Annotated in this window: 28 protein-coding genes; 9 read left to right on the forward strand and 19 right to left on the reverse strand. The window is 60.8% G+C overall.

Annotation, left to right across the window (positions count from 1 at the left end):
* Nucleotides 1-2: 2 nt before the first annotated feature.
* From tssK to tssB, 8 genes are all read right to left on the reverse strand, one after another.
* A complete protein-coding gene (gene tssK, locus BM344_RS09415; protein ID WP_091988746.1) occupies nucleotides 3-1,337 on the reverse strand; it encodes a type VI secretion system baseplate subunit TssK in 1,335 nt (444 codons plus the stop codon).
* Nucleotides 1,337-1,870, reverse strand: coding sequence for a type VI secretion system lipoprotein TssJ (gene tssJ / locus BM344_RS09420; protein ID WP_091988749.1), 534 nt, complete (start codon nucleotides 1,868-1,870; stop codon nucleotides 1,337-1,339). The genes tssK and tssJ overlap by 1 nt, the downstream gene beginning before the upstream one ends.
* On the reverse strand, nucleotides 1,867-3,219 hold the full coding sequence (tagH, locus tag BM344_RS09425; protein ID WP_091988751.1) for a type VI secretion system-associated FHA domain protein TagH: 1,353 nt from the start codon (nucleotides 3,217-3,219) through the stop codon (nucleotides 1,867-1,869). The genes tssJ and tagH overlap by 4 nt, the downstream gene beginning before the upstream one ends.
* Nucleotides 3,220-3,239: 20 nt before the next feature.
* Nucleotides 3,240-4,256, reverse strand: a complete 1,017-nt coding sequence (tssG, locus tag BM344_RS09430; protein ID WP_091988754.1) for a type VI secretion system baseplate subunit TssG — start codon at nucleotides 4,254-4,256, stop codon at nucleotides 3,240-3,242.
* On the reverse strand, nucleotides 4,220-5,992 hold the full coding sequence (gene tssF, locus BM344_RS09435) for a type VI secretion system baseplate subunit TssF (RefSeq protein ID WP_091988757.1): 1,773 nt from the start codon (nucleotides 5,990-5,992) through the stop codon (nucleotides 4,220-4,222). Before tssF ends, tssG begins: the two co-directional genes overlap by 37 nt.
* Before the next feature lie 147 nt (nucleotides 5,993-6,139).
* Nucleotides 6,140-6,580, reverse strand: coding sequence for a type VI secretion system baseplate subunit TssE (tssE, locus tag BM344_RS09440; RefSeq protein WP_091988760.1), 441 nt, complete (start codon nucleotides 6,578-6,580; stop codon nucleotides 6,140-6,142).
* Nucleotides 6,581-6,583: 3 nt separating this feature from the next.
* Nucleotides 6,584-8,065, reverse strand: coding sequence for a type VI secretion system contractile sheath large subunit (gene tssC, locus BM344_RS09445; protein ID WP_091988763.1), 1,482 nt, complete (start codon nucleotides 8,063-8,065; stop codon nucleotides 6,584-6,586).
* Between the two features lie 54 nt (nucleotides 8,066-8,119).
* Entirely contained in the window at nucleotides 8,120-8,617 is a 498-nt protein-coding gene (tssB, locus tag BM344_RS09450) for a type VI secretion system contractile sheath small subunit (RefSeq protein ID WP_008175709.1), read from the reverse strand.
* Nucleotides 8,618-8,910: 293 nt separating this feature from the next.
* On the opposite strand from tssB, the gene BM344_RS09455 reads away from it, so the two are divergent.
* Entirely contained in the window at nucleotides 8,911-9,171 is a 261-nt protein-coding gene (locus BM344_RS09455) for an acyl-CoA-binding protein (protein ID WP_091988766.1), read from the forward strand.
* A gap of 134 nt (nucleotides 9,172-9,305) precedes the next feature.
* On the forward strand, nucleotides 9,306-9,620 hold the full coding sequence (locus BM344_RS09460; RefSeq protein ID WP_091988769.1) for a site-specific integrase: 315 nt from the start codon (nucleotides 9,306-9,308) through the stop codon (nucleotides 9,618-9,620).
* 8 nt (nucleotides 9,621-9,628) lie between these two features.
* On the opposite strand, the gene BM344_RS09465 is transcribed toward BM344_RS09460, so the two are convergent.
* Together BM344_RS09465 and greB are read right to left on the reverse strand one after the other, a co-directional pair.
* Nucleotides 9,629-10,099 carry a hypothetical protein gene (locus tag BM344_RS09465; RefSeq protein WP_228143588.1) on the reverse strand — a complete coding sequence of 157 codons (471 nt, stop codon included), beginning with the start codon at nucleotides 10,097-10,099 and terminating at the stop codon, nucleotides 9,629-9,631.
* Nucleotides 10,100-10,211: 112 nt separating this feature from the next.
* A complete protein-coding gene (gene greB, locus BM344_RS09470) occupies nucleotides 10,212-10,727 on the reverse strand; it encodes a transcription elongation factor GreB (protein ID WP_091988772.1) in 516 nt (171 codons plus the stop codon).
* Between the two features lie 319 nt (nucleotides 10,728-11,046).
* On the opposite strand from greB, the gene BM344_RS09475 reads away from it, so the two are divergent.
* Nucleotides 11,047-11,328 carry a hypothetical protein gene (locus BM344_RS09475; protein ID WP_091988775.1) on the forward strand — a complete coding sequence of 94 codons (282 nt, stop codon included), beginning with the start codon at nucleotides 11,047-11,049 and terminating at the stop codon, nucleotides 11,326-11,328.
* Here BM344_RS09475 and BM344_RS09480 read toward each other — a convergent pair.
* The 8 genes from BM344_RS09480 to ftsY form a co-directional block, all read right to left on the reverse strand.
* Nucleotides 11,322-12,812 carry a HAMP domain-containing sensor histidine kinase gene (locus BM344_RS09480; protein WP_091988778.1) on the reverse strand — a complete coding sequence of 497 codons (1,491 nt, stop codon included), beginning with the start codon at nucleotides 12,810-12,812 and terminating at the stop codon, nucleotides 11,322-11,324. The genes BM344_RS09475 and BM344_RS09480 overlap by 7 nt on opposite strands.
* Nucleotides 12,799-13,479, reverse strand: coding sequence for a winged helix-turn-helix domain-containing protein (locus tag BM344_RS09485; protein ID WP_091988781.1), 681 nt, complete (start codon nucleotides 13,477-13,479; stop codon nucleotides 12,799-12,801). The genes BM344_RS09480 and BM344_RS09485 overlap by 14 nt, the downstream gene beginning before the upstream one ends.
* 106 nt (nucleotides 13,480-13,585) lie before the next feature.
* Nucleotides 13,586-14,377, reverse strand: coding sequence for a hydroxypyruvate isomerase (gene hyi / locus BM344_RS09490; RefSeq protein WP_091988784.1), 792 nt, complete (start codon nucleotides 14,375-14,377; stop codon nucleotides 13,586-13,588).
* Nucleotides 14,378-14,382: 5 nt separating this feature from the next.
* Entirely contained in the window at nucleotides 14,383-15,294 is a 912-nt protein-coding gene (locus BM344_RS09495; RefSeq protein WP_091988787.1) for an NAD(P)-dependent oxidoreductase, read from the reverse strand.
* A 237-nt stretch (nucleotides 15,295-15,531) separates the two neighbouring features.
* Nucleotides 15,532-16,392 (reverse strand): RNA polymerase sigma factor RpoH, encoded by an 861-nt coding sequence (gene rpoH / locus BM344_RS09500; protein WP_091988790.1) that lies wholly within the window; start codon nucleotides 16,390-16,392, stop codon nucleotides 15,532-15,534.
* Nucleotides 16,393-16,587: 195 nt separating this feature from the next.
* A complete protein-coding gene (gene ftsX, locus BM344_RS09505) occupies nucleotides 16,588-17,592 on the reverse strand; it encodes a permease-like cell division protein FtsX (protein ID WP_091988793.1) in 1,005 nt (334 codons plus the stop codon).
* Nucleotides 17,582-18,271, reverse strand: coding sequence for a cell division ATP-binding protein FtsE (gene ftsE / locus BM344_RS09510; protein ID WP_091988796.1), 690 nt, complete (start codon nucleotides 18,269-18,271; stop codon nucleotides 17,582-17,584). The genes ftsX and ftsE overlap by 11 nt, the downstream gene beginning before the upstream one ends.
* A 24-nt stretch (nucleotides 18,272-18,295) precedes the next feature.
* Complete coding sequence (ftsY, locus tag BM344_RS09515) at nucleotides 18,296-19,483, reverse strand: signal recognition particle-docking protein FtsY (protein ID WP_091988799.1); 1,188 nt, start codon at nucleotides 19,481-19,483, stop codon at nucleotides 18,296-18,298.
* A gap of 158 nt (nucleotides 19,484-19,641) precedes the next feature.
* Between ftsY and rsmD the strand changes: the two genes are divergently transcribed.
* Nucleotides 19,642-20,292 carry a 16S rRNA (guanine(966)-N(2))-methyltransferase RsmD gene (gene rsmD, locus BM344_RS09520; RefSeq protein WP_091990972.1) on the forward strand — a complete coding sequence of 217 codons (651 nt, stop codon included), beginning with the start codon at nucleotides 19,642-19,644 and terminating at the stop codon, nucleotides 20,290-20,292.
* Here the strand turns inward: rsmD and BM344_RS09525 are convergent.
* Nucleotides 20,268-21,446, reverse strand: coding sequence for a DesA family fatty acid desaturase (locus tag BM344_RS09525; protein ID WP_091988802.1), 1,179 nt, complete (start codon nucleotides 21,444-21,446; stop codon nucleotides 20,268-20,270). The genes rsmD and BM344_RS09525 overlap by 25 nt on opposite strands.
* Nucleotides 21,447-21,597: 151 nt before the next feature.
* On the opposite strand from BM344_RS09525, the gene mutM reads away from it, so the two are divergent.
* The 5 genes from mutM to hslO all read left to right on the forward strand — a co-directional run bounded on the left by mutM (nucleotide 21,598) and on the right by hslO (nucleotide 25,085).
* Entirely contained in the window at nucleotides 21,598-22,410 is an 813-nt protein-coding gene (gene mutM, locus BM344_RS09530) for a bifunctional DNA-formamidopyrimidine glycosylase/DNA-(apurinic or apyrimidinic site) lyase (RefSeq protein ID WP_091988805.1), read from the forward strand.
* A gap of 182 nt (nucleotides 22,411-22,592) precedes the next feature.
* Nucleotides 22,593-22,925 (forward strand): hypothetical protein, encoded by a 333-nt coding sequence (locus tag BM344_RS09535; protein ID WP_091988808.1) that lies wholly within the window; start codon nucleotides 22,593-22,595, stop codon nucleotides 22,923-22,925.
* 95 nt (nucleotides 22,926-23,020) lie between these two features.
* Complete coding sequence (gene yrfG, locus BM344_RS09540) at nucleotides 23,021-23,710, forward strand: GMP/IMP nucleotidase (protein WP_091988811.1); 690 nt, start codon at nucleotides 23,021-23,023, stop codon at nucleotides 23,708-23,710.
* A gap of 40 nt (nucleotides 23,711-23,750) precedes the next feature.
* Nucleotides 23,751-24,158, forward strand: coding sequence for a ribosome-associated heat shock protein Hsp15 (gene hslR, locus BM344_RS09545; RefSeq protein ID WP_091988814.1), 408 nt, complete (start codon nucleotides 23,751-23,753; stop codon nucleotides 24,156-24,158).
* A gap of 72 nt (nucleotides 24,159-24,230) precedes the next feature.
* Nucleotides 24,231-25,085 (forward strand): Hsp33 family molecular chaperone HslO, encoded by an 855-nt coding sequence (gene hslO, locus BM344_RS09550; RefSeq protein ID WP_091988817.1) that lies wholly within the window; start codon nucleotides 24,231-24,233, stop codon nucleotides 25,083-25,085.
* Nucleotides 25,086-25,174: the final 89 nt, after the last annotated feature.

Raw genomic sequence — 25,174 nt, forward strand, 5'->3', positions numbered from 1 at the left:
GCTTAACTCCTGATTGCCCAGAACTGCATTTCCATGCCCGGAAAACTGCCAGCCACGTGGAAGGCGAAGCCGCTGGCGTTGTCGAGCATCTGCCACGCCTGGCTCTGGTCGTCCAGGCGGAAATAAACGAAACCGGCGTGATAAGGAAGCTGACGCGGCGCCACCGGCAATGCCGTCAGCGGAATGCCCGGCAACTGCAGGCTGATGAGGTCCCGGATCTTCTCCACCGAGGCCACCTTGCACTGCTGGGTGAACTGCTTCTTCAGATCGTCCAGGGGCATGTCCGCCTTCACCGCCAGGATGAATTCGGCCTCCCGCACCAGCTGGGCGTCCTGCACCGGTGCCACCGTGAGACCGTACTGGCGCTCCTGCAGCTGGATGGCCAGGGCTCTCGGTTCCAGAACGGTGCTCAGGGACTGTCGCAGCACCTGCATCAGGGGTGTGAAGCAGTCCTCCGGCAAGTCGTGGTCGTAGGCCGGGTATTCCCTCGGCAGCCGCCCCTCGTCGGTGAAAGTCACCAGCTCGCCACACAGCTCCAGCAAGGCCTCATAAAGCCGCTCCGGATGCAGCTGGCGCAGACGGGCCAGGTGCAGAAACCGGGGGTGAGCCCGATTAAGCATCTGCAGCAGCATGAAATCCGCCACATCGGCCACGCCACCCTGCCCGGGCGCGCCTACCCGTTCGGCAATGGTGCGGGCCCGCTCACGCATCAGGCCCGCCATTTCGCCGACGAAGCGCTGCAGCCTCGGCGCCGCCCGCACACTCAGCATGGTGGGCACGAAGGCCGGGTCCATTACCAGGCTGCCGTCGGGACGCTTCTCCAGAATCCGCCCGATGGCCAGGGCCGAATAGGCGCTCCGGTCCTCCCGTTCCAGCATCAGCCTGGGCGCCACCCGACCGACATCAATGGCGTGGGCGTCGCCGTCAATGGAATGCAGGTCCCGGATTTCCCGGGTTTCCGCCCGGAAGCGGCCAGCCACCGGTGCCTCGGGCCAGGCCACCTCGGCCAGGCTGTCGCTGCCCAGGGGCAGTGCCAGGTACACAATCTGGTTGGCCACTGAGGCATCACTGATCTCCAGGGGCTCCGGCATCACGTCGTCCTGGGGCAGGCTGAACCGGGTCCCATCGGAAAACAGGCCGGAGGCCCGCACCAGGCCCACCCGGCCAAAGGTCAGATACTCGGCATTCAGTTCCAGATCGCTGAAGCCATAGAGGTAGTCCGATATCGCCAGGGCGCGCTCGTTGATCTGGTGCTCCAGATACCGCTGCTGTTGCTGGAAGTGCTGGGGTTTGATGAACAGACCATCACTCCAGACCACTCGATTGGTAACGGCCATCAGGTATCATCCGAATGCTTGAGTTTCACTTCCCGCTCCCGCAGGTTCACCAGCAGGTTATAGCGGCCTCCAATGGGATCCACCTTCACCACCTTTTTCCATTGCGACAGGTTCGGGTAGGCGTAGAAAGCAATCACGCCGATAAAGCGGGTGTCCTCGCCAATCTCGAAGGGTTCGATGTACTTGAACTGACCCGGTACCAGGGAATAGTCGCTGTGGTCCACGTAGTTCTGTCCCAGTGAAGCCTCAAGGTCGGTGAGCAGCTGGTCGAAATCCCCTGCCATCAGGAGGGAACTGTCACGCATTTCGATCACCTGGAAGGCGATGGGGGTTGGCGCCAGGGATTCATTGGGATTCATGTCCGGCTCCGCCACCATGGTCAGCCCAACGCGGCTGGGCAGGTCTTCCGGGTAGCCCACGGGAATGTCCGGATCCCAGAGCACCTTGGCGGTCTTGGTGACCGCGTTGTAGGGCGTGCTGCATCCGGCAAGCACCAATACAATAGCTAGCAAGCTCCATTTGCACGTCTTCACAACTGACTCTCCCTCTGTAGCTGACGCAGATGTTGGTCGTAGGCCTGCTCGAACACCTCCTGGAACAGGCGCTCGAATCCTTGCTGACGACTGGATTTCAATTCCCGGTAGTAATGCTGGTACATGTCCCAGGCCCAGCGGCCTTCGTCTTCGTTCTGGCGCAATCCCCGGCGATAGCCGTGGAACCTCTGTAACAGTGCTTCCGGCGAGAACGCATGCAGGATGGCCTGGAGTGCTTCGCTGATGCCGGCGCGGGTGGCCTGCTGGTGATGGTTCAGGCTTTGCAGGCTTTCCCGCACCGCCGCCGGTGCCGAAAGGTGCACGGGGCTGCGCTGACTGGCAAACAGGGTCTGTACCGTGGCCTGGTAGTCATCGCCCAGGCGCAGGGGGTTGTCTTCGATTGGCTGCAAACGGGTTCTCAAGGCCTGGTGCCGGCTGTCCTCGCACTGGTGCAGGGCCAGCAGCCCCTCCATGGTCGCCTTGAGTGTCTGGCCAGCTTCTTCCAGAAACAGCCGCATCTCGTCGCTGTCCGCAAAATCAAGCTCCGCCTCCAGACCTCTGAGCAGGGGCGCACCGCTGATGTGGGTACTGCTGCGATCCTGGCTTGCAGACGGCTTCCCGCGGCTTTCCCCGCTGGCCATTACCGGTGTGTTTCCGTTCTCATGCATCCCGGTCATAGTTCCGTTATCTCCTTTGCGAATCGGTAAACCGACGGCCACGTCCCGGTGTTCCCGATACTCGTCCGACACCGCCCTTTCCCCGGCCAGCCAATGCGCCTTCGAGGCCATCAGGGCATCGCTCTCTGCGTCGGGTGTCTGCGCCCCTGCCGGGTTCTGCCAGGCCGCCATCGGATCATCGCTGACGGTTTCGCCCGGCACCGGCTGCAATGGCGCCAGCGGCTCGGCGCCCTGCCACTGGCAGTCTTCGCCCCGGGCTTTCAGCAGGGGCCCTGCCGACGTCTCGACCAGCTCAGCGCACGGCTCAGTTTCCGTCGCCAGCGGCTCTTCGCCGGGCTCGATCAAATCCGCCCGAATGCGGTAACGGCCGATAACCAGGGTGTCACCGTGGTTAAGACGCGCCCGACGGCCACGCCCCACCGGCTGGCTGCCGCTATTGATATAGGTGCGGCCACTGCGATCAATCAGACAGAACACTCCGTCCAGGAACCGGATCTCGGCGTGACCGGGCACCGCTCCAGTACGCTGCGACGACAACCGCCAGGTGTCGTTTGCGGCGGTGCCAATGGACCCACCGCGGGCACTGAATTGATAATCAAGGCTGGCCCCGGCGGTTGCAGCGGCGGGGTTGACGATGGTCAGTCGGAGGCTCGGAGCCTGTGTTTCATTCATGATGCGCTTCCCCGCCCTACCTATCGGCGAATCTGAAGTCGAACGGCCGGCCGTTGCCGGGCCTGTTCCGGTGTCACAAAGCTGTTCCAGCCCAAGCGGACATCCTCGCCCAGTTGCATGGCACGAATGTCTTTCGGTCGCATCTGCAGTTCCAGGTCGTAAGCCAGCTGCTCCCGGGTGGCGAACTCAACCAGCTTGACCAGGCGCCGGTGATCGCGACCGTTGGGCAGGAAGTCAGCGAAGCGCTCCCGGCTGAGATTGCGCAGTCGCAGCACAAACTTCCCGCTGCGGTCGCGAATGCTGCTCCCTGCCAGGGTGTCGTTGCCCAGGGAGGCATTGGCGCGCCCCAACCGGGTCTGCTGATCGGGGGCAATGGCCACCTTGCGCAGCACCCACTGCTCGATGCTGACGTCATCCAGGTCAAAACAGTGAGAAACAATGCCGCTGACCACCTCAGGCGAGCGGCTGCGGCCCGCCATCAACCCGGCGTAGGCCAGCATCTTGGACCAGTTCACCGGCGTGGCTTCCCGCAACCGGCTGTCGCCGAGGCCCACCAGGGCGAAAATCAGCTCTGAAAAGCCGTCGGAAGCGCCCGGCTGGAAACGCACGTAGTACCGGTATTTGCGCCAGGCCCGGTGAAACAGGGTAACCAGACGATGGTTGAAGAAATCCAGGAAATGCCGACGGATGCCCAGGTTCTGGCCCGCCTCCCAGGCCAGGTCCTCCAGGTAATAGCCGGGCAACGGCGACTGGCAGCCATGCAGTCCCAGAAAGCTGACTTCCAGCTGGTAAGGCGCGTGCTCGTGCTCGGGCGACAATGCCGACACCACGTCGCTGCCGGGAAAGCCCAGCCCGGCAGAGGCCGAAAACCGGATTCGTTCCTGCCGCGGCTGATCGTCGCTGTTGCGCTCCAGATCGTCGCCGTGGTGCCGGTGAATCAGGTCCACCAGCTGGAAAAAACTGTATCGCCGCGCATTGCCCAGGACGGGTTGCAGCTCGGCTACATCAGCGGCTGCTGACCTTGCTGTAACGTCCATGTGTACCGTTCCTGATTGTCAGTGTTCACCACTTCCAGTTGGTGAAATGCGTTGATGCTGGCGTAAAGGGCAAAGAACTGGCTGAGAACTGTGCCGAACAGGTAAAGATCCCCTTCCGAGGCAAAGGCCTGCTGGTCCAGCTTGAGGACCGACCGGATGCCCCGCACCGGCAGCCCCTTCACCATCCGGTCCACCGGGCGGGTCTCAATCCCGGTAATGCCCGCGAGGCGCTTCTGGGACACCCGTTCCGCCTGCCGGTCCACCAGGGCCCGGAAATCGTAGACCCTGAGCACCGTGCGCAGGGCGTCCACGTCGAGCATCGAGAGATAGTTCAGTGACAGGTTGGAGATCAGTGTCCACAACAGGCTGCCGTCCAGGGTCGGCCGCAGGGTCGCCGTCGGCCGGGTGATGTTGCTGAAGGTGGCGAACGCTGGTGTGCTCTCGGTGGCCATGCAGATCTCGCCCACCGCCAATTGGCCCGGCAACTGCCGGTTGGTGCACGTGAGTGTCAGGGAGATGGCCTCCTGTCGGCTCAGGCATTCGGACTCATCGCCCCGGACAAACGACATGTAGTGATCGAAGCCGTCGCCGCGCACGCTGTCCCTGGCGCGCACCCGGTAGTATAGAGCGGTGCGTCCACGATCCCGCTCCACCTCGTGCTGAAAACTCTCGAACGCGGTATATATACGCGGCTCACCACGGCCGGAACGGCCTTCCAGCCAGCCCTCAACCTGCTCGATGCTGAACACCTCGTAGTGGTCCGGCGAGCGGCTGGAGGGCGAGATCCGGTATTCGGTCTGGCGTCCGTTCAGGTCCACCGGTTCGCCCTCGTGGGTGAACAGGTTCACCGCCGGGGTGCAGTAAAGCTGGAAATTCTCTTCCCGCACTTTTGCATCGGGCGGCAGTATCCGGCTGAAATGAAAACGCAGGCTTATTTCGTCCGCCTGCACCGCCGGCAGACGACGGCCAAGCCCGTGGATGTCCACAAACCGGAAAGCTTCGGGAAAACTGAGGTATTCCTGCAGAATGCGGTAACCCGGGTAGGCGTTCTTGGGATACGGCAGCAGGGCCTCGTCGCTGGCAAACCCTACAGGCTGCAACAGCGAGGCAGGCAGTTGGCAGACGGTGTCGCCCACCACCAGCTCAATTCGTTCCAGATAATGGTTCAACCACAGGAACAAGGTTTCGCCGATGTGGCTCTCACCACCCAGGTAAAACCGAAGGCTGTCCATACCCAGTGACGACAGCGGCTGGTCGGTATGCAAGGCCAGGTCCACGGTCACCGAGGATACTTCCCGGGAGTGCTCGGCATGGGCCGCCGCCACGCTCATGGGGTACACGTCCACCGTCCGGCAGGTCCGGAACCGACACTGGGTCTGGCGGGTGGCATCACCCACGGGGCGGCTTTTGATCTCGGTGTGGCGCTCCACCCGCTGGCGTTCACTGATGGCATGCAACTGGGGGTCGAAGCGCATGATGGTGCAACTGGGCACCGGCCTCAGGTAGTTCGGCCACAGCATATTCAGCAGCGAGTGGGTGATCTCCGGGAATTCGTCTTCCACCTTTTCCCGCAACTTGCCGGTCAGAAAGGCAAAGCCCTCCAGCAGTCGTTCCACATCCGGGTCGGTGCTCTGCTCGGACAGAAAGCGGGTGAGCTGCGGATGGGCATCCGCGAATTCCCGGCCCTGGAGCCTGAGAAAGCTTAATTCGTCCCTGTAAAAGCGATTCAACTTCATACAACTACCGAATCCTTGGGAGTATGAGCCGGTCGGTATGCTTTTCTTCCGGGAAAAAACAACTCGCTGCGCTCAGACATCTTTTTTCCCTGCAGAAAAGCATCCCCACCGACTCTCGCCATCCTTGGTGTTTGCTGATCGTTTCCGTTACACCACCTGGTAGTAACGTTTGTCATCCAGAACCAAATCTATGGTTGTTTTGTCGTCTTTCGAATCGACGTTGAGATAGACCGTCACCTGAAACCGCAGCTGCAGCGGGTCGGGCCCCTGGGGCAGATTGACCACATCCACCCGCTTCACCCTGGGTTCGAATTTCTCGATACACTGTCGTATCGCGCCGCGGATCTGGACACTCAGATCGTGGGTGCCGAGCGTGGCGTCGTTGAAGTCCAGCAAGCCCAGGTCCGGTACGCTCGCGCTGTTGCCCGGATGGGCATTGAGCAGTCGTACCAGGTGGCGCTTGATGGACTCGACCACATGGGTAGCCTCCCCCATGCTCTGGCCGGCCGGTTCGGCCGCCTGCTCGAGTCGTTCGAACAGGCTGCCGGTGCCGGCCTGCGATCCGTCGCTGGCCGGATGCCGGAACACGGATCAGTCCTTGTCCAGCCGGCCAACCAGTGACAGTTCGAAGTTGGCGCCCATGTACTTGAAGTGAGGCCGAACCGCCAGGGATACCTGGTACCAGCCCGGATCGCCGTCCACGTCTGAAACGGTGACCTGCGCGGCCCGCAGGGGGCGACGGCTGCGAACTTCTGCCGGCGGGTTTTCCTGGTCGGCCACGTACTGGCGTATCCAGGTGTTCAGTTCCCGCTCCAGATCCTGGCGTTCCTTCCAGGAGCCGATCTGTTCCCGCTGCAGCACTTTGATGTAGTGGGCCAGGCGGTTGACGATCATCATGTACGGCAGCTGGGTGCCCAGCTTGTAGTTGGTCTCCGCTTCCTTGCCTTCCTTGGTGTTCGGGAACTGCTTGGGTTTCTGCACCGAGTTGGCGGAGAAAAACGCGGCGTTGTCGCTTCCCTTGCGCATGGTCAGGGCGATGAAGCCCTCGTCGGCCATTTCGTATTCGCGACGGTCGGTGATCAGCACTTCGGTCGGGATCTTGGCCTCGAGCTGGCCGAAGGATTCGAACAGATGCACCGGCAGGTCCTCCACCGCACCGCCACTTTGCGGGCCGATGATGTTCGGGCACCAGCGGTACTTGGCAAAGCTTTCAGTCAGGCGAGTGGCCAGCAGGTAGGCGGTGTTGCCCCAGAGGTAATGCTCGTGATCGCCAGACACGTCTTCCTTGTAGTTGAAGCTGCGTACCGGGTTTTCGGTGGGGTCGTAGGGCACCCGCAGCAGGAAGCGCGGTGATGTCAGGCCCAGGTAGCGGGCGTCTTCGGATTCCCGCAGGGAGCGCCACTTGGCGTATTTCGGGCCCTCGAACACAGCCTTCAGTTCCTTGATGGCCGGCAGTTCCTGGTAGCTGTCGACGCCGAAGAACGACGGGGCCACGGAGGACAGGAACGGCGCATGGGCCATGGCGCCGACCGACGACACGTACTGCAGCAACTTCATGTCCGGCGTGGACGGGGTAAAGGCGTAGTTGCCCACTACCGCACCCACCGGCTCACCGCCGAATTGGCCATACTCGGTGGAGTAGATATGCTTGTAGAAGCCGGTCTGGGTAACGTCCGGCGCAAATTCGAAGTCTTCCAGCAGCTCGGTCTTGGTGGCATGGAGGATGTCCACCTTGATGTTCTCGCGGAAGTCGGTGCGATCGACCATCAGCTTGAGGCCGCGCCAGGAGGATTCCAGCTCCTGCAGTTTCGGCGCATGCAGGATTTCATCCATCTGGGCGCTGATCTTGCGATCCAGCTCCACCACCATCTGGTCCACCAGGGCCTTGTTGACCGGCTGGCCTTTTTCATCGCTTTTCAGCAGGTTGGCAATAAACGTTGCCACGCCCTTGCGGGCAACATCGTAACCCTCATCCGCTGGCGCCATGCGGCTGTTGGCCATGACCTGGTCCAGCAAGGACCCTTCGGCAACGGATTCGGAGGCAGCAGAGTGCTGCACGGCAGTATCAGACATACCACATCCCTTCAGTACGTTTTGATGAAAATAGGAGAGTGAGCGTGCGTTCGCTTACTCGTTGCTGTCGGTGGCCAGTTCCAGTTCGGCCAGCAGCTTGTCCCGGGCGTCGTCGTTGTCCAGCAGTTCCTGCAGCTTGGACCGGAACGAGGGTACGTTACCCAGCGGGCCTTTCAGAGCCACGAGCGCTTCCCGCAGCTCAATGAGCTTGTTCAGCTCGGGTACCTGACGGGCAACGCTGTCCGGGGAAAAATCGTCAAGGGTCTGGAATTCCAGGTTCACCGGCAACTCGTCGGCTTCCTCGTCCAGCTTGTTGGTCACGGTGGTGGAAAGAGTCAGGCCGGCTTCCTTCATAACCGAACGGAAGTTATTCTTGTCGACGGAAATGGCCTTGCGATCTTCGATGGGGGTTTCTTCGGCGTGTCCCTTGAAATCGCCAACCACGAACATCTTCAGCGGCAGCTCAGTTTCGGCCTGCTGATCTCCGGTGGCGGGGACATACTTGATATTGATGCGCTCTTTAGGCGCGACGGAACCGTCTTTTGAAGACATGCGCTTGCTCCCTGTGCAAATCATTTGCAGTTGTTCAATCCCTTGTACGCGCCCTCCTGGCGCGCAACCACCCGAACTCTACACAGATCGTTTTCCGTTCTCAAGCAAAAACTGGCCAGCGTTATCGGGAACTGTGCGCTCGGGCAAGCTTTTGCCAGAAGTCGGTCCGCTTTCCGATTTGCCGCACCCGGCCGGGCATTCGGTCAATGACGGCGACCGGGGTGCTGGCTATACTCGCCTGATCACCAGCCTGAGAACAACAGGAACCAACCCGAACCATAAGGAGAGACACCATGAGTGACCTGAAAACCCGCTTCGACGAGGCCGTGAACTACATCCAGACCGCCGAAGGCGACTTCAAGCCATCCAATGAGATGAAACTTGAGTTCTATGCGCTTTACAAGCAGGCCACCGAGGGAGACGTGTCCGGAAAGCGTCCGGGTATGATGGATTTCGTGGGCCGGGCCAAATTCGATGCCTGGGAAAAACTCAAAGGCATGTCCAAAGACGACGCCATGCAACAGTACATCGACAAACTGGAAGCCCTGAAATAAGCCCCCAGAGCCTGCCGATCCCGACTAACTACAGTCGGGATCTTCTGAATCCCGCGAATGCTTTGCGCCGGTAAAACGATTGTCATAAGATGCGCTCACCATAACAAGAACAAACTTCCAGGAAGCAACCACTCATGGATATTACCGAGGCGCTGGAGCAGTCCCAGCCGGGCCTTCTTGGCCGTGTCAGGGACGCCATCCGCAAACATCACCTGAACCAACGCTCCGAACAGACCTATCTGCACTGGATCACGCGTTTCGTGCTGTTTCACGATCTCAAGGATCCGGAGACCCTGGCATCTGACCATCGCCAGCAGTTTCTCGAGTACCTCGGCAATCGTATGCGCGTGTCCCGGGCGAGACTGAACCAGGCCAGACAGGCTCTGGCATTCTTCTACGAGGACGTGCTGGGCGAGACCTCCGTCGACAACGCCGCCAGTGCGGCCTGAAACGGGACTCAGCGCTCGGTCATATTGATATTGAGCGCGTCGTAGTTGCGGTTTTCAGGGGGACGTATCATGTAGTTGTTGCTGTGGGTCTGGCCCGGAATGGATTTGGGGTTGCTGAACCGGAATTCCACCGGAATCTGGGAGCGGCCAAGATCCGTGCGGTTGTCACCTGGTCTCAGCCCGAGTGGATCCAGGTAGAAATCGTCTTCCACCCTCGGTTTCAGGGGCACGCCGGCGGCAGGTGCCGTAAGCCCACCCTCGATGACGGTATTTGCCAGGGTTTCCTCTTCAATGGAGCGCAGAGAAATTGTGTCGATGGTAGAGCGCTCCTCATAGTCGAAGGCGCTCCCGGTGTCGTTGCTGTCGTCAGCCTGCTCCGCCAGCGAACCGACGGAAGCCAGGGTCGTTACGAGGCCAAGCGCAGCCCAGAAGCCGCTCCGAAGCGAAAAATACCTGCGGTGTTGTCCTGAAATACCCATGATAATGATCCTGGCAGACAATGGCTGCCCCACATGCCCTGTGACGTTTTTTGATCAGTCTATCGACAAAGACTACGCGCTGCCCGGCATTTCGACGATTTTGTGACAGTTTTCACTTGTCGGTCCCGGGCGCCTGGTAACGAATGTCCATCACGAAAACGGATTTCCAGCCCTCAGGCGTGCGCACACTGACTTCGTCGTCCAGACGCTTGCCAATCAGGGCCCGGGCGAGGGGCGAGTTAATGCTGAGGTAGCCCTTGCTGAGATCGAACTCATCGGCGCCAACCAGACGGTAGGTCTGCTCATTGCCCTCCTCATCTTCGACGGTTACCCAGGCGCCAAAGAACACCTTGCTGCGGTCCTCCGGCAACCGGTCCACCACGGTAAGCTCGTCCAGACGCTTGCTGAGGAATCGCACCCGCCGGTCAATTTCCCGAAGCTGCTTCTTGCCATAGATGTATTCGGCATTCTCCGAACGGTCTCCGAGGGCCGCAGCCTCACGCACCGCCTGGGTGACCTCGGGCCGCTTAGTCTTCCAGAGATACTGCAATTCGTCCCGCAACGCCCGCTCGCCTTCCGGCGTAATGTAGCGCGGTCGGGGCCCCCGGTTTTCTGATGCCTGGCTCATGGATGCGGCTATTCCCTGTTTTCGATCGGTTGAACAAACACTTCCGGCGTGGCCGGTGGCCGGCAGGGTGGCATAAAAAAACCCCGCAATTGCGGGGTTAAGGCTAGCGCTGTGCTGGAGGGAGAAGCAAGCAACAAACGGTGCTGGCTTCCTTCACTACCCTTGCCATTGTGCATACCGTGGATTACCCGGGCGTGGCCGCCAAATTACCTTTTGGTCAGGGACTATCGGCCTCAGGAATTAGGTTGTGCACTCTAGGAAGAGTCCCTAATGTCGGGCCATTGGTTCCATACAGACTCAGGTTACGGAGACACCCGACATGAACACCGACAAATTGCTCACTATGGCTCTCAATGGCGTGGATGCCCTGGGCTACCGACTGGACCAGCTAGGCATTACCGGCAAGGTCAATCGCCACAACCTGGCGGCGTTCCTGATGGTCGAACAGAAGCATCTGGAAGGCGAGTGGGATAGCATTCAGGTGCGGGTCAATCGTCGCCGTTCACAGGTTGAAACCCTGGCACACCAGATTGAAACCCGGGCCGACGCTTTGCTCACTCCGGTACTGGACCGCATCAACAGGTTCAGCGCCAGTCAGTGAGTCTCGGCGCCGGATGATTCGGCAGTGCTGACCAGTTCTCCGGGGGCGCCATCCGCAGACTGCTCAGCCTGGGCTGCGCGGATGCGTTTGCGCGCCTCTGAGTAGGCAGGTATCCGAACCGCTACCGTCAGCCCGGGTGAGGACTCCCCGGGCCGGGTGTCGCTGAGCAGAATCCGCCCCTGATGAATCTCCGCCACGGCGCTCACCAGACTCAGGCCAAGGCCGTTACCGGGCAGTGAACGGCTTTTGCCGACCCGGTAAAAGCGCTGGAACACCTGGTCTTTCTCGGCATCCGGAATCCCTATGCCACTGTCGCGCACCTCGAAGACAGCGTCACTGCCCTCTTTGCGTACGGCAACACCGATGACGCCATGTTCGGGGGTGTATTTGATGGCGTTGTCGATCAGATTGCTGACCATCTGGAAAAGCAGATCCCGGTCGCCTTCGATAATGACCCCTTTCTCCAGCTCCTGTTCGAACGACTGATCCTTGTCTTCCGCCAACGCTTCGTAGAGTTCACAGGCGTCCGTGACCAACTCGTCCAGGGACACGGGCTTCATGTCTGCGGCATTGCCCCTTGTCTCCAGTCGGGCGATGCGCAAAAGCGCGTTGAAGGTCGCCAGCAACTGGTCCGCTTCCGCCACGGCGCGCCCCGCCTGCTCCCGGGCCTCGTCGTTGTCTACTGACATCAGGGTGTTTTCCAGCTGGTTTCGCAGCCTGGTGAGCGGCGTGCGCAAGTCGTGGGCGATGCTGTCAGAGACATGCCGGATACCCTCCATCAGGTACACAATCCGGTCCAGCATCTGGTTCAGGTTCTCTGCGAGCTGGTCGAAATCGTCGTCAGTCCCGCGGGTGGGAATGCGCAGTGACAGATGGCCGTTCATGATCCGGCGGGAGGTGTTGTTGATCACCTCGATGCGCCGTGTGGTGCTCCGACTCATCAGGAATCCGCCCAGCAACGCCAGTGCGAGGGTAATTCCCATGCCCCAGTTGATGGCCGTTTCGATGACCCGCTTGAGGTTGGTCAGTTCATCCACGTCCCGACCCACCAGGAGCCGGAGGCCGCCCTGAACCTCGAAAATCCGGGCACGAGCCAGGCGCTCCGGCCCGCTCCAGCCCACCGATTCGTTCAGGGTGAAATTGATCCAGCCACTCTCGGAGCGACTCCCCTCAGGCCAGGTATCAATGTTGCCTGCCAGTTTCAGGAAGTCATCGGTGGTCAGCAGGTAGATGGACTTGGCGTTGGGATCGCGGGCAACGCGCTCGCGAATGATGGTGATCAGTCCGTTGACCCCGCGGCCACGATACTGTTCTGCCAGACCGGCGATTTCCGCTTCGATGGTTTCGTCGGTCTGGGCGGTCATGAAGCCCGCGGTACGCCAGTAAATGAACGCCAGCAGCAGAAAAACCGAGGTGGCAAACACCACCATGTAGAGCAGGGCGAGCTGAAAAGAGGACGTCCTGAGCTGGCTAAGCAGTTTCACGTAGCATGTACCCTGCACCCCGGATGGTCTGCAGTAAGGGGGTATCGAATTCCTTGTCGATCTTGGCCCGAAGCCGGCTGATGTGCACGTCGATCACGTTGGTCTGCGGATCAAAGTGATAATCCCACACCTTCTCCAGCAGCATGGTACGGGTGACCACCTGCCCGGCGTTGCGCATGAGGTACTCCAGCAGGCGAAATTCCCGGGGCTGGACGTCGATGTTCTGGCCAGCGCGCTTGACGGTGCGGGCCAGCAGGTCCATTTCCAGATCGGCAACCTTCAATACCGTCTCGGTCTCGGCCGCCTGCCGATTACGACGGATAAGGGATTCGATGCGCGCCAGAAGCTCGGTGAACGAGAAAGGCTTGGTGAGGTAGTCGTCGCCACCGCCCCGAAGACCCTCGACCCGGTCGTCGACATCGCCCAGGGCGCTCAGGATCAGCACCGGCACCTGATTGCCCGTCGCCCGCACCGTTTTGATGATCGACAGGCCATCCATCCCCGGAAGCATACGATCCACGATCATGATGTCGTAATCCTCGCTGGCCGCCATCATCATGCCCTCTTTGCCATCGGCGGCATGATCGACCACAAAGTCCGATTCCTTCAGCCCTTTGACAAGGTAGTTTGCAACGTCCTGATCGTCTTCGATTACCAGCGCTTTCACCGGTTCTCCTCCCGATAGCGGATTACAGTAGCGACACGTACATCTGCGACAAGGGTACGAAGGATTCCGCAAGCCGGCCAGTTACGATCTTGTAAGAGGGTGTCGCCTATGGCGACGGTCGATGACCACCGGCAAACCAATCCAGACTGTCGGCAGTCCGGCCCGAGGGCCGATATTCGGCGCTGACCCAGCCTTCGTACCCGAGGCGGTCGATCGCCTCGAAAACATTCAAAAAGTTAATCTCCCCGGTGCCCGGCTCATGGCGCCCCGGATTGTCCGCAAACTGGATATGGCCTATCCACGGTAACAGGCATTCCAGGGTGCGGACCAGATCGCCCTCCATGATCTGCATGTGGTAAAGGTCATACTGCAGGCGAACATTGTCGGCGTCCACCTGCTCAATCAGTGCCAGTACCTTGCCAGAGGTATCCAGCACGAAGCCCGGCATATCCACTCGCGAGTTGATCGCCTCCAGGCACAGGGTGATGCCCTGCTCTGCCAGCTTCGATGACGCCCAGCTGACATTCTCCACCAGGGTCTGCCAGGCCAGCTCCTCCGACACATCGGCAGGCTTGAGCCCTGCCAGGCAATTCAGCTGACGACAGTCGAGAGCCCGGGCGTACTCGATGGCCTGGTCCACGCCCGCCCGGAATTCCTCGACCCGGTCCGGCAGGCAGGCAATACCACGCTCACCGGCGTCCCAGTCTCCCGGCGGCAGATTGAACAGCACCTGGGTCAACCCGTGCTCGCGCAGCAGCCCACTCAGCTGCTCCGGGGGATAGGCATAGGGGAACAGGTATTCCACACCCTCAAAACCGGCGTCGCGGGCAAGGGCAAACCGCTCCAGAAAGTCCACTTCCGTGAACAGCATGGACAGATTGGCTGCAAAACGGGGCATGGCCGTTACTCCTTCGGGCCTTGGCCGTGCGCGCCGAGCAGGGCACCGTTCAGATGCTCCAGCTCCAGCAACAGGCCGCTGTGGTCAACATCGCTGTGGCCGTTGGCCACCAGTGACAGGTATTCATTATGGGTCTGCTGCGCCAGCGGCAGGGTCAGCCCTTCCGCCCGCGCCTCATCCAGGATCATCCGCATGTCCTTGAGCTGAATCCGCGCCGGCGCGCCGGGGGCAAAGTCCCGGTCGATCATACGCTGCCCATGCAGCTCCAGAATCCGGCTGCCGGCAAAGCCTCCGAGCAGCGCTTCCCGAACCGCCGCCGGATCCGCACCGCCTTTGGCGGCAAGCAGCAACGCCTCGGACACCGCGCCGATGGTGATACCCACGATAGCCTGATTGGCCAGCTTTGCCAGTTGCCCCGAGCCCACGGGCCCGATTCGGGTGCACTTACCGAGCGCCGCAAACACCGGCCGGGCCCGGCCCACATCCGCCTCCGTTCCCCCGGCCATGATACTGAGGCGAGCTTCCGCCGCGCCCAGCGTTCCACCGGACACCGGTGCGTCCACATAGCCGGCACCCCGGTCCGCCGCCAACTGGCCATGGCGCCGGGCCACCGATGGCTGGATGGAGCTCATATCAATCACCAACGCCCCCGGCTTCAGCGCATCCATCGCACCCTGGGCGACCAGTACCTGTTCCACCACATCGCTGTTCTCCAGCATGGTGATCACCACATCGGCCTTGGCCACCGCCTCCGCCGGAGAATCGGCAATGGTGGCCTCCGAGGCGAACGGCTCGCACTTACTGGCGGTGCGGTTCCAGAGGGTCATCGGAAAGCCCGCATCAAGAAGATTGCGAGTCATTGGCGCGCCCATCAGGCCGATGCCAAGAAATGCGATATGGAGGTGTTTATCAGTCATTTTTCAGGCCTTTGAACAAAGATTTGAGAAGGGATTGGGAGGGTCTTTCCAAAACCGTGCGGAGCCATGGATGGCGGAGCCGAGCGTACAAGGACGTATTCACAGCGTGTTTTGGAAAGACCCTCCCAATCTCTTCTGCCCCCAAGGTAAAGTTTCCGATTATACAAACAAAAACGCCACCAACCGGAACCGGTGGTGGCGTTCACTTCAGATTACCTGATTCGACAGGCCCGAACCTCAGGCCGCCTCAGACATCTGCATGCGAATCTTCTTCATGGCATTCTTCTCAAGCTGTCGAATCCGCTCAGCGGAAACCCCATACTTGTCGGCCAACTCATGCAGCGTCGACTTGCTCTCGGACAACCAGCGCTCGCGCAGGATGTCCTGACTACGCTCGTCCAGACTTTCCAGAGCCTGCATCAGACGGCCGTTGGCGTCGTCTGACCAGTCGGCGTTTTCCAACTGGGTGGCCGGATTGCTGCGCGCATCTTCCAGATAATAGGCCGGCGCCTGATAGGCGTTGTCTTCATCGTCGTCCATCGGACCATCAAACGCCGTGTCCTGCGACGCCAGACGTCCTTCCATTTCGCGGACAACACGGGGCTCCACGCCGAGATCTTCTGCCACCGCATTCAGTTCATCGTGGCTGAGCCACGCCAACTTCTTCTTCTGGCTGCGCAGATTGAAGAACAGCTTGCGCTGGGCCTTGGTGGTCGCGACCTTCACGATCCGCCAGTTGCGCAGGATGAACTCATGAATCTCGGCCTTGATCCAGTGCACCGCAAACGATACCAGGCGTACCCCATATTCCGGGTTGAAGCGCTTCACGGCCTTCATCAGGCCAACGTTGCCTTCCTGAATCAGATCCGCCTGGGCCAGACCATAGCCGGAATAGCTCCGGGCAATATGAATCACGAAGCGCAGGTGAGACATAACCAGCTGACGGGCAGCTTCCACATCGCCCTCGTAATGGAGCCGTTCTGCCAGCTCCCGCTCTTCATCTGCTGTGAGCACCGGAATACGACTCGCAGCCTGAATATAAGACTCGAGATTCGCACCCGGAACCAGTCGATCAACCAGTTGTAAACTCGTACCCATGCTCTAACCTCCGAACCCGACGGCCCTAAAATATACCAACTGACACTTAGACCGCCAAGAACCCTGAAAGTTCCCGAATTTTCCAGTAAAACGTTATAAATCAACAGCCTGAAAAATTCGCCTTGGCTTTTCTGACTCCCAACCTACGCCAGGGAAAGCTGTCTCTTCAATACGGTTTTCCCGCAATCCGGATCATCAACCGCCGGCAATGTCACCGGGCTCCAGATCGTCCAGGTGACGCTTCACAGCAACCCAGGCGCCAAGCCAGCCTAGCAGCATCCCCACAATAATCAACGCCAGAGCGCCATCAAATTGCAGCCCCTGCAGGGAGAAGTCACTGCGGTACAACCCCGCCAGCCTCTCGATCGGCGCGCTGAGCCACCAGAGGGAAAGTTGCAGCAGGATCAGTGCGACCACACCACCCCCAAGACCAAACCAGGCCCCCGTGTAGAGGAAGGGACGGCGAACGAAGCCGTCGGTACCGCCCACCAGCTTCGCCACCAGAATCTCGTCTCGGCGGTTTTCAATGGCCAGCCGCACGGTATTGCCAATCACCAGCACAACCGCTGCCGCCAACAGTACAGCGAGCGCCCATACCGCCCGGGCCAACAGGTCGGTCATGGCATTGAGTCGCTGTAGCCAGCCCAGGTCCACCTGAACACGCTCTACTCCGTCCATCGCTCCGACGAAGCGCACCAGTGCCTCAACGCCTTCCGCCGACCGGGCCGATTCCTGTGGGGTGACCAGCAAGGTGTGGGGCAGTGGGTTTTCCTCGAGGAAATCGAGCGCGTCCGCCAGCCCTGAGGACGTCCGGAACTCCGCCAGGGCCTGCTCTCGCCCGATCAGCTCAACAGCAGCCACCCGTCCGTCGGACGCCACCTCCTCCCGAAGCGCCTGGGCTTCTTCCAGATTGGTGTCGAGGCTCAGGTAAGCCGTCACCCGGGCACTGCTCTCCCAGCCGGCGCTGACACCCTGAAGACTGGTGAGCAGCAAAAGCAAAGCCACCGGCAAGGCCAGGGCAACGCCCATTACCGTCCAGGTCATCAGGCTTGCCACCGGCGTGCGCCAGAGCCGACGGGCACTGTCCCGCGCTACCTTGCGATGGTGACTGAGATAGCTCTCTGCCTGTTCCCGCCACGGGGAGCGCGCGGTGTTCGCCCCTCGGGACGACTCCTGTTTTCGCCTCGGGTCAGTGGCCACTCACACCTCCCACAACCGGCGTGCCACCAGCAACGAGACGACCGTGATCCAGAGTCAGGGTGCGTCGTCCCATGGTGTTGATGAGTGCGATATCGTGGGTGGCAATCAGTACCGTCACCCCGACCTGGCTGAACTGGCCGAACAGGTTCATGATATCCGCAGACAGCTCCGGATCCAGGTTACCGGTGGGCTCATCCGCCAGCAGAACCGGTGGCTTGTTGACCACGGCACGGGCGATGCCCACCCGCTGCTGCTCACCGCCGGACAGCTGCATCGGGTTCATTTTTTCCTTGTTAAGCAGGCCCACCTTGTCCAGCGCTGCCCGCACCCTCCGACCGGTGTCCCGGGGCGAGGCGCCCATGACTTCCAGGGGCATGGCAACGTTGTCGAACACGGTGCGATCGAAGAGCAACTGATGGTTCTGAAACACCACGCCTATGTGGCGGCGAATGTAGGGAATCTGCCGGCGGGGTAGTCGGTTCAGCAACTGGCCACCAACAATGACTTCGCCGGCACTGGGCCGCTCCATTACCATGATCAGCTTCAACAGCGTACTTTTACCGGCCCCGGAATGCCCGGTCAGGAAGGCCAGTTCGCCCCGGGCCAGGCCGAAATTGACCTGACGCAGGGCCGTGTGATCGCTGTCATAGCGTTTGGTGACCTGGCGAAACTCGATCATGGGCGGCTACCGCTGGGCTCTCGGTTATTCGTCAAAGAGCGCGTGAACAAAGGTTTCGGCGTCAAAACTGCGCAGATCCTCCACCTGCTCGCCGACACCGATAAAGCGGATGGGCAACTGCAGCTGGCGGGCAATGGCAAACACGATACCGCCTTTGGCGGTGCCGTCCAGTTTCGTCAAGGTAATCCCCGACACACCCACCGCCTGCTGGAACACCTGGGCCTGGCTCAGGGCGTTCTGTCCGGTACCGGCATCCAGCACCAGCATGACCTCGTGGGGCGCGGTCTCGTCGAGCTTCTTCATAACCCGAACCACCTTCTCCAGCTCCTGCATCAGGTTGTCCTTGTTCTGGAGGCGGCCGGCGGTGTCGGCAATCACAACGTCAACGCCGCGGGACTTGGCCGACTGGATGGCGTCAAAAATGACCGACGCGCTGTCGGCACCGGTATGTTGTGCCACCACCGGCACATTGTTGCGTTCCCCCCAGACCTGCAGCTGCTCCACGGCCGCCGCCCGGAAGGTGTCGCCCGCGGCCAGCATCACCGACTTGCCCTCGTCCTGGAATTTCCGGGCCAGCTTACCAATCGTGGTGGTCTTGCCCACGCCGTTCACGCCCACCATCAGGATCACGTACGGGGTTTTGTCGGCGTCGATTTTCAGGGGCTGGGTAACGTCCTTGAGCAGGTCGTGCAGCTCGCCACGCAACGCCTTGCGCAGAGCCTCACCGTCCTTGAGCTGATTGCGCTCAAGCTTCTCCGTGAGTGAATCAATGATCTCGGAGGTGGCGGTAACGCCTACGTCGGCCATCAGAAGCGTGGTTTCAATCTCTTCCAGCAGCTCTTCGTCAATCTTCTTGCCCAGTGAGAACAGGTCTGACAGGCCGCCCGTCAGACCCGCGCGGGTTTTACCCAGGCCCTTGCGGATTCGCTCAAAAACGCTGAGCTGGGGCTCCGGCTCCTCCGGCTCCCGGGGTTTCCCGGCGGGCCTGGGTTCGGCTTCGGGCTCTGGCTCTGCCACCGGCTCTGGTTCGGCCTCAGCAGCAGGCTCGGGCTCGACTTCTTTGGGCTCTGGCGCAGCCCCCCTTGCAACCTCGGGCTTGCGCTGGGGTACTGGCCGCGGCCTTGGCGCCCGGCTCCGGTTGCCGGCAACATCCAGGATGAAAACGAGCACAAGAAGGGCCAACAGGCCGATTGAAATCCACTCTGCCGTCATAAAATCAATCCATCAGTATGAATGGGCGGAACACAGAAAGCGCACATTCTAGCAGACTGTCCCATTGAAGTGAGGCTTGGCGGATTATCACGCTGGCACGGGATTCCGGTAACATGCCGGGGTTCGTCACCCTGTTGATCCGCTTCGGAGTTACCGCCATGGCGCGTCGAAAACCCGCTCATCGAACCCCCGGCACAAAAAGCCCGGCTCCCGCCCGCTCAGACAGCGGAACCCGGGGTGCTGGCGAGCTTCGGATCATTGGCGGCGACTGGCGCAGCCGCAAACTCAAGTTCCCCAACGCCGGAGGCGTTCGGCCCACGCCGGCCCGCACCCGGGAAACTCTGTTCAACTGGCTGGCCTTTCACCTCGCCGGCAGCGATTGCCTGGATCTGTTCGCCGGCTCCGGCGCTCTGGGACTTGAGGCGTTGTCCCGAGGTGCCGGCCATGCCACGCTGGTGGACCATACGCCGGCTCTGGCCAACGCATTGAGGACCAACCTGCGGCTGCTGAAGTCTGAATCGGGAGAGGTGGTGTGCAACACCGTGGAGCACTACCTGGCGCAGCGGCAGCGACCGCCGTTCGACATCGTGTTCATGGATCCGCCGTTCCGCCAGGGCTGGCTGGAGCGGCTGTTCCCGCTACTGGAGGCGCAGGGCTGGGTAAAGCCCGGTGGCTGGGTCTACGTGGAGCACGAGAGCGAACTGGTTACGCCGGCGGTGCCGGCGACCTGGCACCTGCACCGTCAGAAGCGTGCAGGCCAGGTCACCTATTCGCTGTTTCGGGTTCAGGCCGAAGGTCTGAGCGAGTAAGCCCGCAGGTGATCGGCAAATTCCTCAAGGTAGCGGATGCCGCTGACTTCGGCCTCACGGCACCAAGCCATCAGGGCATTGAGCTTGTCCTGGGGCTTGAGCCCCCGCTGACGCCAGAGCGCCTGCAGCTCATGGCTCTTCTCGTAAATCTGGCGAAGCACAGCATTACGCTCCAGGACTGATTCCAGGGTTTCCTTCTCCCTGGGGTGAATCAAGGTGATCTCCCGGGACAACAGCTGCTTGAGCTTGCGGTACCTGGGGCGGATTTCGTCGTCCATCAAGGACTTTTGCTGACGCAGCACCGGCTCCATGACGCGTTTGCGGTACTGTCGCATGATATCGAAGCGATTGTTGGCAATGGCCTGCACCGTTTCCACATCCATATCCAGCTTGCCCGGCACGTGATGGGCAATGGGCCGATATCCCTTGGGCTTGGCCAATCCAAACAGCTGGAACAGACGGATATAGCCCCAGCCAATGTCCACCTCGAACCAGCGGCGGGACAGCTTGGACGAGTTCGGGTAGGTGTGGTGGTTGTTGTGCAGCTCCTCGCCACCGATCAACAAGCCCAGCGGCGAAATGTTGCGGGCGTTGTCAGCGCACTCATAGTTACGGTAGCCCATCCAGTGACCGATGCCGTTCACCACACCGGCAGCCCAGACCGGGATCCACATCATCTGCACTGCCCAGATCCAGATTCCATGAACACCGAACAACGCCAGGTTGATCACAGCCAACAACGCAATCCCCAGCCCTTTGTAGCGACTGTAGACGTTACGCTCGATCCAGTCCTCAGGCGTTCTCTGCCCGTAACGCTCCAGGGTTTCTGGCGTGGCGGAGGCGGCGTAGAGCTCGGCGCCTTCGAACAGCACTTTACGGATACCCAGCACAACCGGGCTGTGGGGGTCTTCTTCGGTTTCGCACTTGGCGTGGTGCTTGCGGTGGATCGCCGTCCATTCCTTGGTGTTCTGGGCGGTGGTCAGCCAGAGCCAGAACCGGAAAAAATGCTTCAGGGCCGGATGCAGATCCAGCGAGTTGTGCGCCGAATGGCGATGCAGGTAGAGCGTTACACTGACAATCGTGACGTGGGTCATTCCGAGTGTCACCAGAACGAGCTGCATCACAGACAGGTCAAGAAGACCATTGAACCACATAGCAAATCCTCAAAATCAAAATCACTGGCACGAAGCCAGTGTCGCCGCTTCGGCAACTCCGACACTTTAGCTTACAGCTGTAAGCCCCAACAACCGCATTTGGATGCAAATTTGTTACTGATTACACTTACATGTTTCCAGGAGAGTTTCCGTGCCCGAACTGCCAGAAGTTGAAACCACCCGACGGGGTATTGCCCCGCACTGCGAGGGTCAGACCATCGCGAGGGTTACCGTCCGGAATGGCAGCCTGCGCTGGCCCGTTCCTTCTGACCTGGGCGCCCGCCTCGAAGGCCAGGTGATCCGGAGCATTGACCGGCGAGCGAAGTATCTGTTCCTCAACCTCGATCAGGGCACGGTGATTGTGCACCTCGGCATGTCCGGCAGCCTCAGGGTAATCACCGACGACACCCGCCCCCTCACCCACGATCACATTGAGGTCGCCTTGCAGTCGGGCGTCACCCTGAGGTTCAACGATCCCCGCCGTTTCGGCTGCTGGCTCTGGGCCGACTCCACGGAGGACCACCCGCTGATCCGCCACCTGGGGCCGGAGCCCCTGGTTCCGGAATTTAACGGAGCCCACCTGTTCCGGCTGTCGCGGGCACGCAACACACCGGTGAAGTCCTTCATCATGGACAACCACGTGGTGGTCGGCGTTGGCAACATCTACGCCAACGAGGCGTTGTTCAAGGCCGGGATCCACCCCCGACGCAAAGCCGGTCGAATCAGCCTGGACCGCTACCACCGGCTTGCGGAGGCCATTCGTGAAACTCTCAGTGCCGCCATTCTGATGGGCGGCACCACGCTCAGGGACTTTGTTAACAGCGACGGCAAGCCGGGTTACTTCGCCCAGTCCCTGCTGGTGTATGGGCGCGGCAACGAGCCCTGCAAAGAGTGTGGTCGCCCGCTCAAGGAAATCCGGATGAACAACCGGTCCACGGTCTACTGTTCCCACTGCCAACGCTAAAGCCCGACCCGGTGCACATTTTGCAACGAAAAATCGTTTGAAAATGCGCAAATATGATTCATAGTTAACGGAGGACTTATGCCCGGCGTATACAATAGGCCGGCATCCGATGGATGCCGTTCCGGTGCTGCTCCCCGCAGGGACCGCACCGCGAGGGCCAAGAAGCTCAGGAGACAGTAACGATGATCCGTAAGATTTCCCGCACCCTGGTGGCCACCCTGGCGGCCTGCCTGATGGCCTTTTCCTCCCTGGGCCACGCGCAAGCCGTGGATGAAACCCCGTCGGCCCTGGCCATGACCGGCGACGCCATTTTTGTCCGTCCGGCACTACTGGCAACCACCATTGTTGGCAGCGCCGTTTACCTGGTGTCCCTGCCCTTCTCCCTGCTGGGCGGCAACGCCGGGGAAGCCGGAGAAGTTCTGGTGATGGGCCCCGCCAAGGCGACCTTCGTTCGCTGCCTGGGCTGCACCCGCACCGGCCGCAAGCCAGAGACGGTGGAGCAAACCGGCAACTGATCCCCACCGACTCGGCCAGCCTCCGTACTATCACGGCTTGCCTGCCACGGGAAACTTCGGCAGCCTGAGGGAAATTCTTCAGGCTGTTTTGGCATATGGTTAACTGGTCGTCCCTCGACACTGTGTTCCTTGATATGGACGGAACACTGCTTGATCTGCACTTCGACAACCACTTCTGGCTCGAGCATCTGCCAGCGCGCTATGCCGAGCACTATGACCTGAGCCCCCAGCAGGCCAAAGACTATCTGATCCCGATGATCATGGCCGAACGCGGCTCACTGAACTGGTACTGCACGGATTACTGGAGCGAGCGGTTGTCGCTGGATATCACCGGCCTGAAAGCCGAAGTGGGCGACCGTATCGGCTACCGCCCCCATGTGATTGATTTCCTGAACGCGCTGAAAACCAGCGGCCTGCGGTCGGTCATTGTCACCAATTGTCACCCCGATCCCCTGGCCCTGAAGCTCGAAAGGACCGGGCTGGCGTCGCGGGTAGACGCCATTGTCTCCAGCCACGAGCTGGGCAAACCCAAGGAAGAGCCGGCGTTCTGGGAAGATCTCCAGACGCTGACCCCCTACCGCCGGGAATCCACCCTGATGGTGGACGACAGTTTCCCGGTACTCGAGAGCGCACTCCGGGCCGGGATCAGCCAGTGCCTGGCCGTGCTGGCACCGGACAGCAAGCAAGGCCCCCGTGAAGCTCATCCGGACATCCCCTGCATCCACCACTTCGACGAGGTGCTTCCGGCCCTCCGTGAACGCTCCTCCCTGTCAACCGGCCAATGACGGGTTATAATCCGGGTATAGACCCATCCGGTGAGGAGATATGACGGCACCAACCTCTGACGATCAACGTGTAAGACTCGACAAATGGCTGTGGGCCGCGCGCTTCTATAAAACCCGCACCCTTGCCAAGGAAGCCATCGAAGGCGGCAAGGTGCACTACAACAGCCAGCGCTGCAAACCCGGCAAACTGGTGGAGACTGGCGCCACTGTGACCTTGCGTCTGGGCTGGCAGGAAAGAGTGGTGGTCGTGGACGACATCAGCGACAAACGGCGGGGCGCGCCCGAAGCGCAAAAGCTCTACCACGAAACCGACGACAGTGTTAAAAAGCGCGAGGAACTGGCCTGGCAAAGGAAAACCATGCAGGCCGCCCAACTTCCACCAGCGAGAAGACCTTCCAAGAAGGACCGCCGGGATATCCAGCGATTCCGCGAACAGAACGGCCTCTGACCCAAGCCGGAAGGCGGTCGGAGCCGGAGCCACCCCTTCCCCATCGTTATTCAGATTTTCAGGAGACATCACATGGCATCCCGCGACCAGTTCCAGCGTTTTATCTTCGAGCACAGTCAGGTGCGGGGAGCCTGGGTCCAGCTAGGTGAAAGCTATCAGGTGATCGGCAGCCAGGCACCCTACCCCGATACCGTCCGCACACTGCTGGGCGAGGCACTGGTGGCCAGCATCCTGATGAGCAGCACCCTCAAGTATCAGGGCACAATCTCGATCCAGGCTCAGGGCGAAGGGCCCCTGCGCACGCTCATGGCCGAGTGCAGCCACGACCGATACATCCGCGGTCTGGCCCGGTTTGACGAGCACGCTGTGAGCGAAGACAGCTTCACCGACCTCCTGGGCCAGGGCCAGATGGCCATCACCATCACCCCCGAGCAGGGCCACCGGTATCAGGGCGTGGTGCCGAGGGAATCCGATACCCTCGCGGGCTGCTTGGAGGACTACTTCGAGCGCTCGGAGCAGATTGCCACCACCCTTATCCTGTTTGCCGACGACAACGGCGCCGCCGGCCTCTTGCTCCAGCGGCTGCCTGGGGCCACCGACGACGATGAGGACCTGTGGGAGCGGGTCAACCACCTGGCCCGCACGGTTGAGGCGGCAGAACTGCTGGAACTGGACAGCGAGACGGTACTGCACCGGCTGTTCCACGAGGAGACTGTGCGCCTCTTCGATGCCGAACCCGTGGCGTTCCGCTGTACCTGCTCACGAGAGCGGACCCTCGGCGCTCTTGAGGCCATCGGACGAGACGAGTGCTACAGCATCATTGAGGAACAGGGTTCCATCGAAATGGACTGCCAGTTCTGTCACGCTCACTATCGCTTCGATAGAAATGATATTGATCATCTTTTCACCGGTCATACGTTACACTGAACGTCGTCTTGATTCGCCCGGAAGCCGCTCATAGCAAGGGTTTCCGGGCAGTCGTTTTTTACCGGCGTCTCTGGCATAATAGCGCGCCT

Source organism: Marinobacter gudaonensis, from assembly GCF_900115175.1.
GTDB classification, from domain to species: Bacteria; Pseudomonadota; Gammaproteobacteria; order Pseudomonadales; family Oleiphilaceae; genus Marinobacter; species Marinobacter gudaonensis.

What these genes read in the sequence shown, in the direction of transcription:
- tssK (WP_091988746.1), bottom strand. Translation starts at nt 1,337, where the DNA reads ATGGCCGTTACCAATCGAGTGGTCTGGAGTGATGGTCTGTTCATCAAA.
- tagH (WP_091988751.1), bottom strand. Translation starts at nt 3,219, where the DNA reads ATGAATGAAACACAGGCTCCGAGCCTCCGACTGACCATCGTCAACCCC.
- tssG (WP_091988754.1), bottom strand. Translation starts at nt 4,256, where the DNA reads ATGGACGTTACAGCAAGGTCAGCAGCCGCTGATGTAGCCGAGCTGCAA.
- tssF (WP_091988757.1), bottom strand. Translation starts at nt 5,992, where the DNA reads ATGAAGTTGAATCGCTTTTACAGGGACGAATTAAGCTTTCTCAGGCTC.
- tssC (WP_091988763.1), bottom strand. Translation starts at nt 8,065, where the DNA reads ATGTCTGATACTGCCGTGCAGCACTCTGCTGCCTCCGAATCCGTTGCC.
- tssB (WP_008175709.1), bottom strand. Translation starts at nt 8,617, where the DNA reads ATGTCTTCAAAAGACGGTTCCGTCGCGCCTAAAGAGCGCATCAATATC.
- BM344_RS09455 (WP_091988766.1), top strand. Translation starts at nt 8,911, where the DNA reads ATGAGTGACCTGAAAACCCGCTTCGACGAGGCCGTGAACTACATCCAG.
- BM344_RS09460 (WP_091988769.1), top strand. Translation starts at nt 9,306, where the DNA reads ATGGATATTACCGAGGCGCTGGAGCAGTCCCAGCCGGGCCTTCTTGGC.
- BM344_RS09465 (WP_228143588.1), bottom strand. Translation starts at nt 10,099, where the DNA reads ATGGGTATTTCAGGACAACACCGCAGGTATTTTTCGCTTCGGAGCGGC.
- greB (WP_091988772.1), bottom strand. Translation starts at nt 10,727, where the DNA reads ATGAGCCAGGCATCAGAAAACCGGGGGCCCCGACCGCGCTACATTACG.
- BM344_RS09475 (WP_091988775.1), top strand. Translation starts at nt 11,047, where the DNA reads ATGAACACCGACAAATTGCTCACTATGGCTCTCAATGGCGTGGATGCC.
- hyi (WP_091988784.1), bottom strand. Translation starts at nt 14,377, where the DNA reads ATGCCCCGTTTTGCAGCCAATCTGTCCATGCTGTTCACGGAAGTGGAC.
- BM344_RS09495 (WP_091988787.1), bottom strand. Translation starts at nt 15,294, where the DNA reads ATGACTGATAAACACCTCCATATCGCATTTCTTGGCATCGGCCTGATG.
- rpoH (WP_091988790.1), bottom strand. Translation starts at nt 16,392, where the DNA reads ATGGGTACGAGTTTACAACTGGTTGATCGACTGGTTCCGGGTGCGAAT.
- ftsE (WP_091988796.1), bottom strand. Translation starts at nt 18,271, where the DNA reads ATGATCGAGTTTCGCCAGGTCACCAAACGCTATGACAGCGATCACACG.
- ftsY (WP_091988799.1), bottom strand. Translation starts at nt 19,483, where the DNA reads ATGACGGCAGAGTGGATTTCAATCGGCCTGTTGGCCCTTCTTGTGCTC.
- rsmD (WP_091990972.1), top strand. Translation starts at nt 19,642, where the DNA reads ATGGCGCGTCGAAAACCCGCTCATCGAACCCCCGGCACAAAAAGCCCG.
- BM344_RS09525 (WP_091988802.1), bottom strand. Translation starts at nt 21,446, where the DNA reads ATGTGGTTCAATGGTCTTCTTGACCTGTCTGTGATGCAGCTCGTTCTG.
- BM344_RS09535 (WP_091988808.1), top strand. Translation starts at nt 22,593, where the DNA reads ATGATCCGTAAGATTTCCCGCACCCTGGTGGCCACCCTGGCGGCCTGC.
- yrfG (WP_091988811.1), top strand. Translation starts at nt 23,021, where the DNA reads ATGGTTAACTGGTCGTCCCTCGACACTGTGTTCCTTGATATGGACGGA.
- hslR (WP_091988814.1), top strand. Translation starts at nt 23,751, where the DNA reads ATGACGGCACCAACCTCTGACGATCAACGTGTAAGACTCGACAAATGG.
- hslO (WP_091988817.1), top strand. Translation starts at nt 24,231, where the DNA reads ATGGCATCCCGCGACCAGTTCCAGCGTTTTATCTTCGAGCACAGTCAG.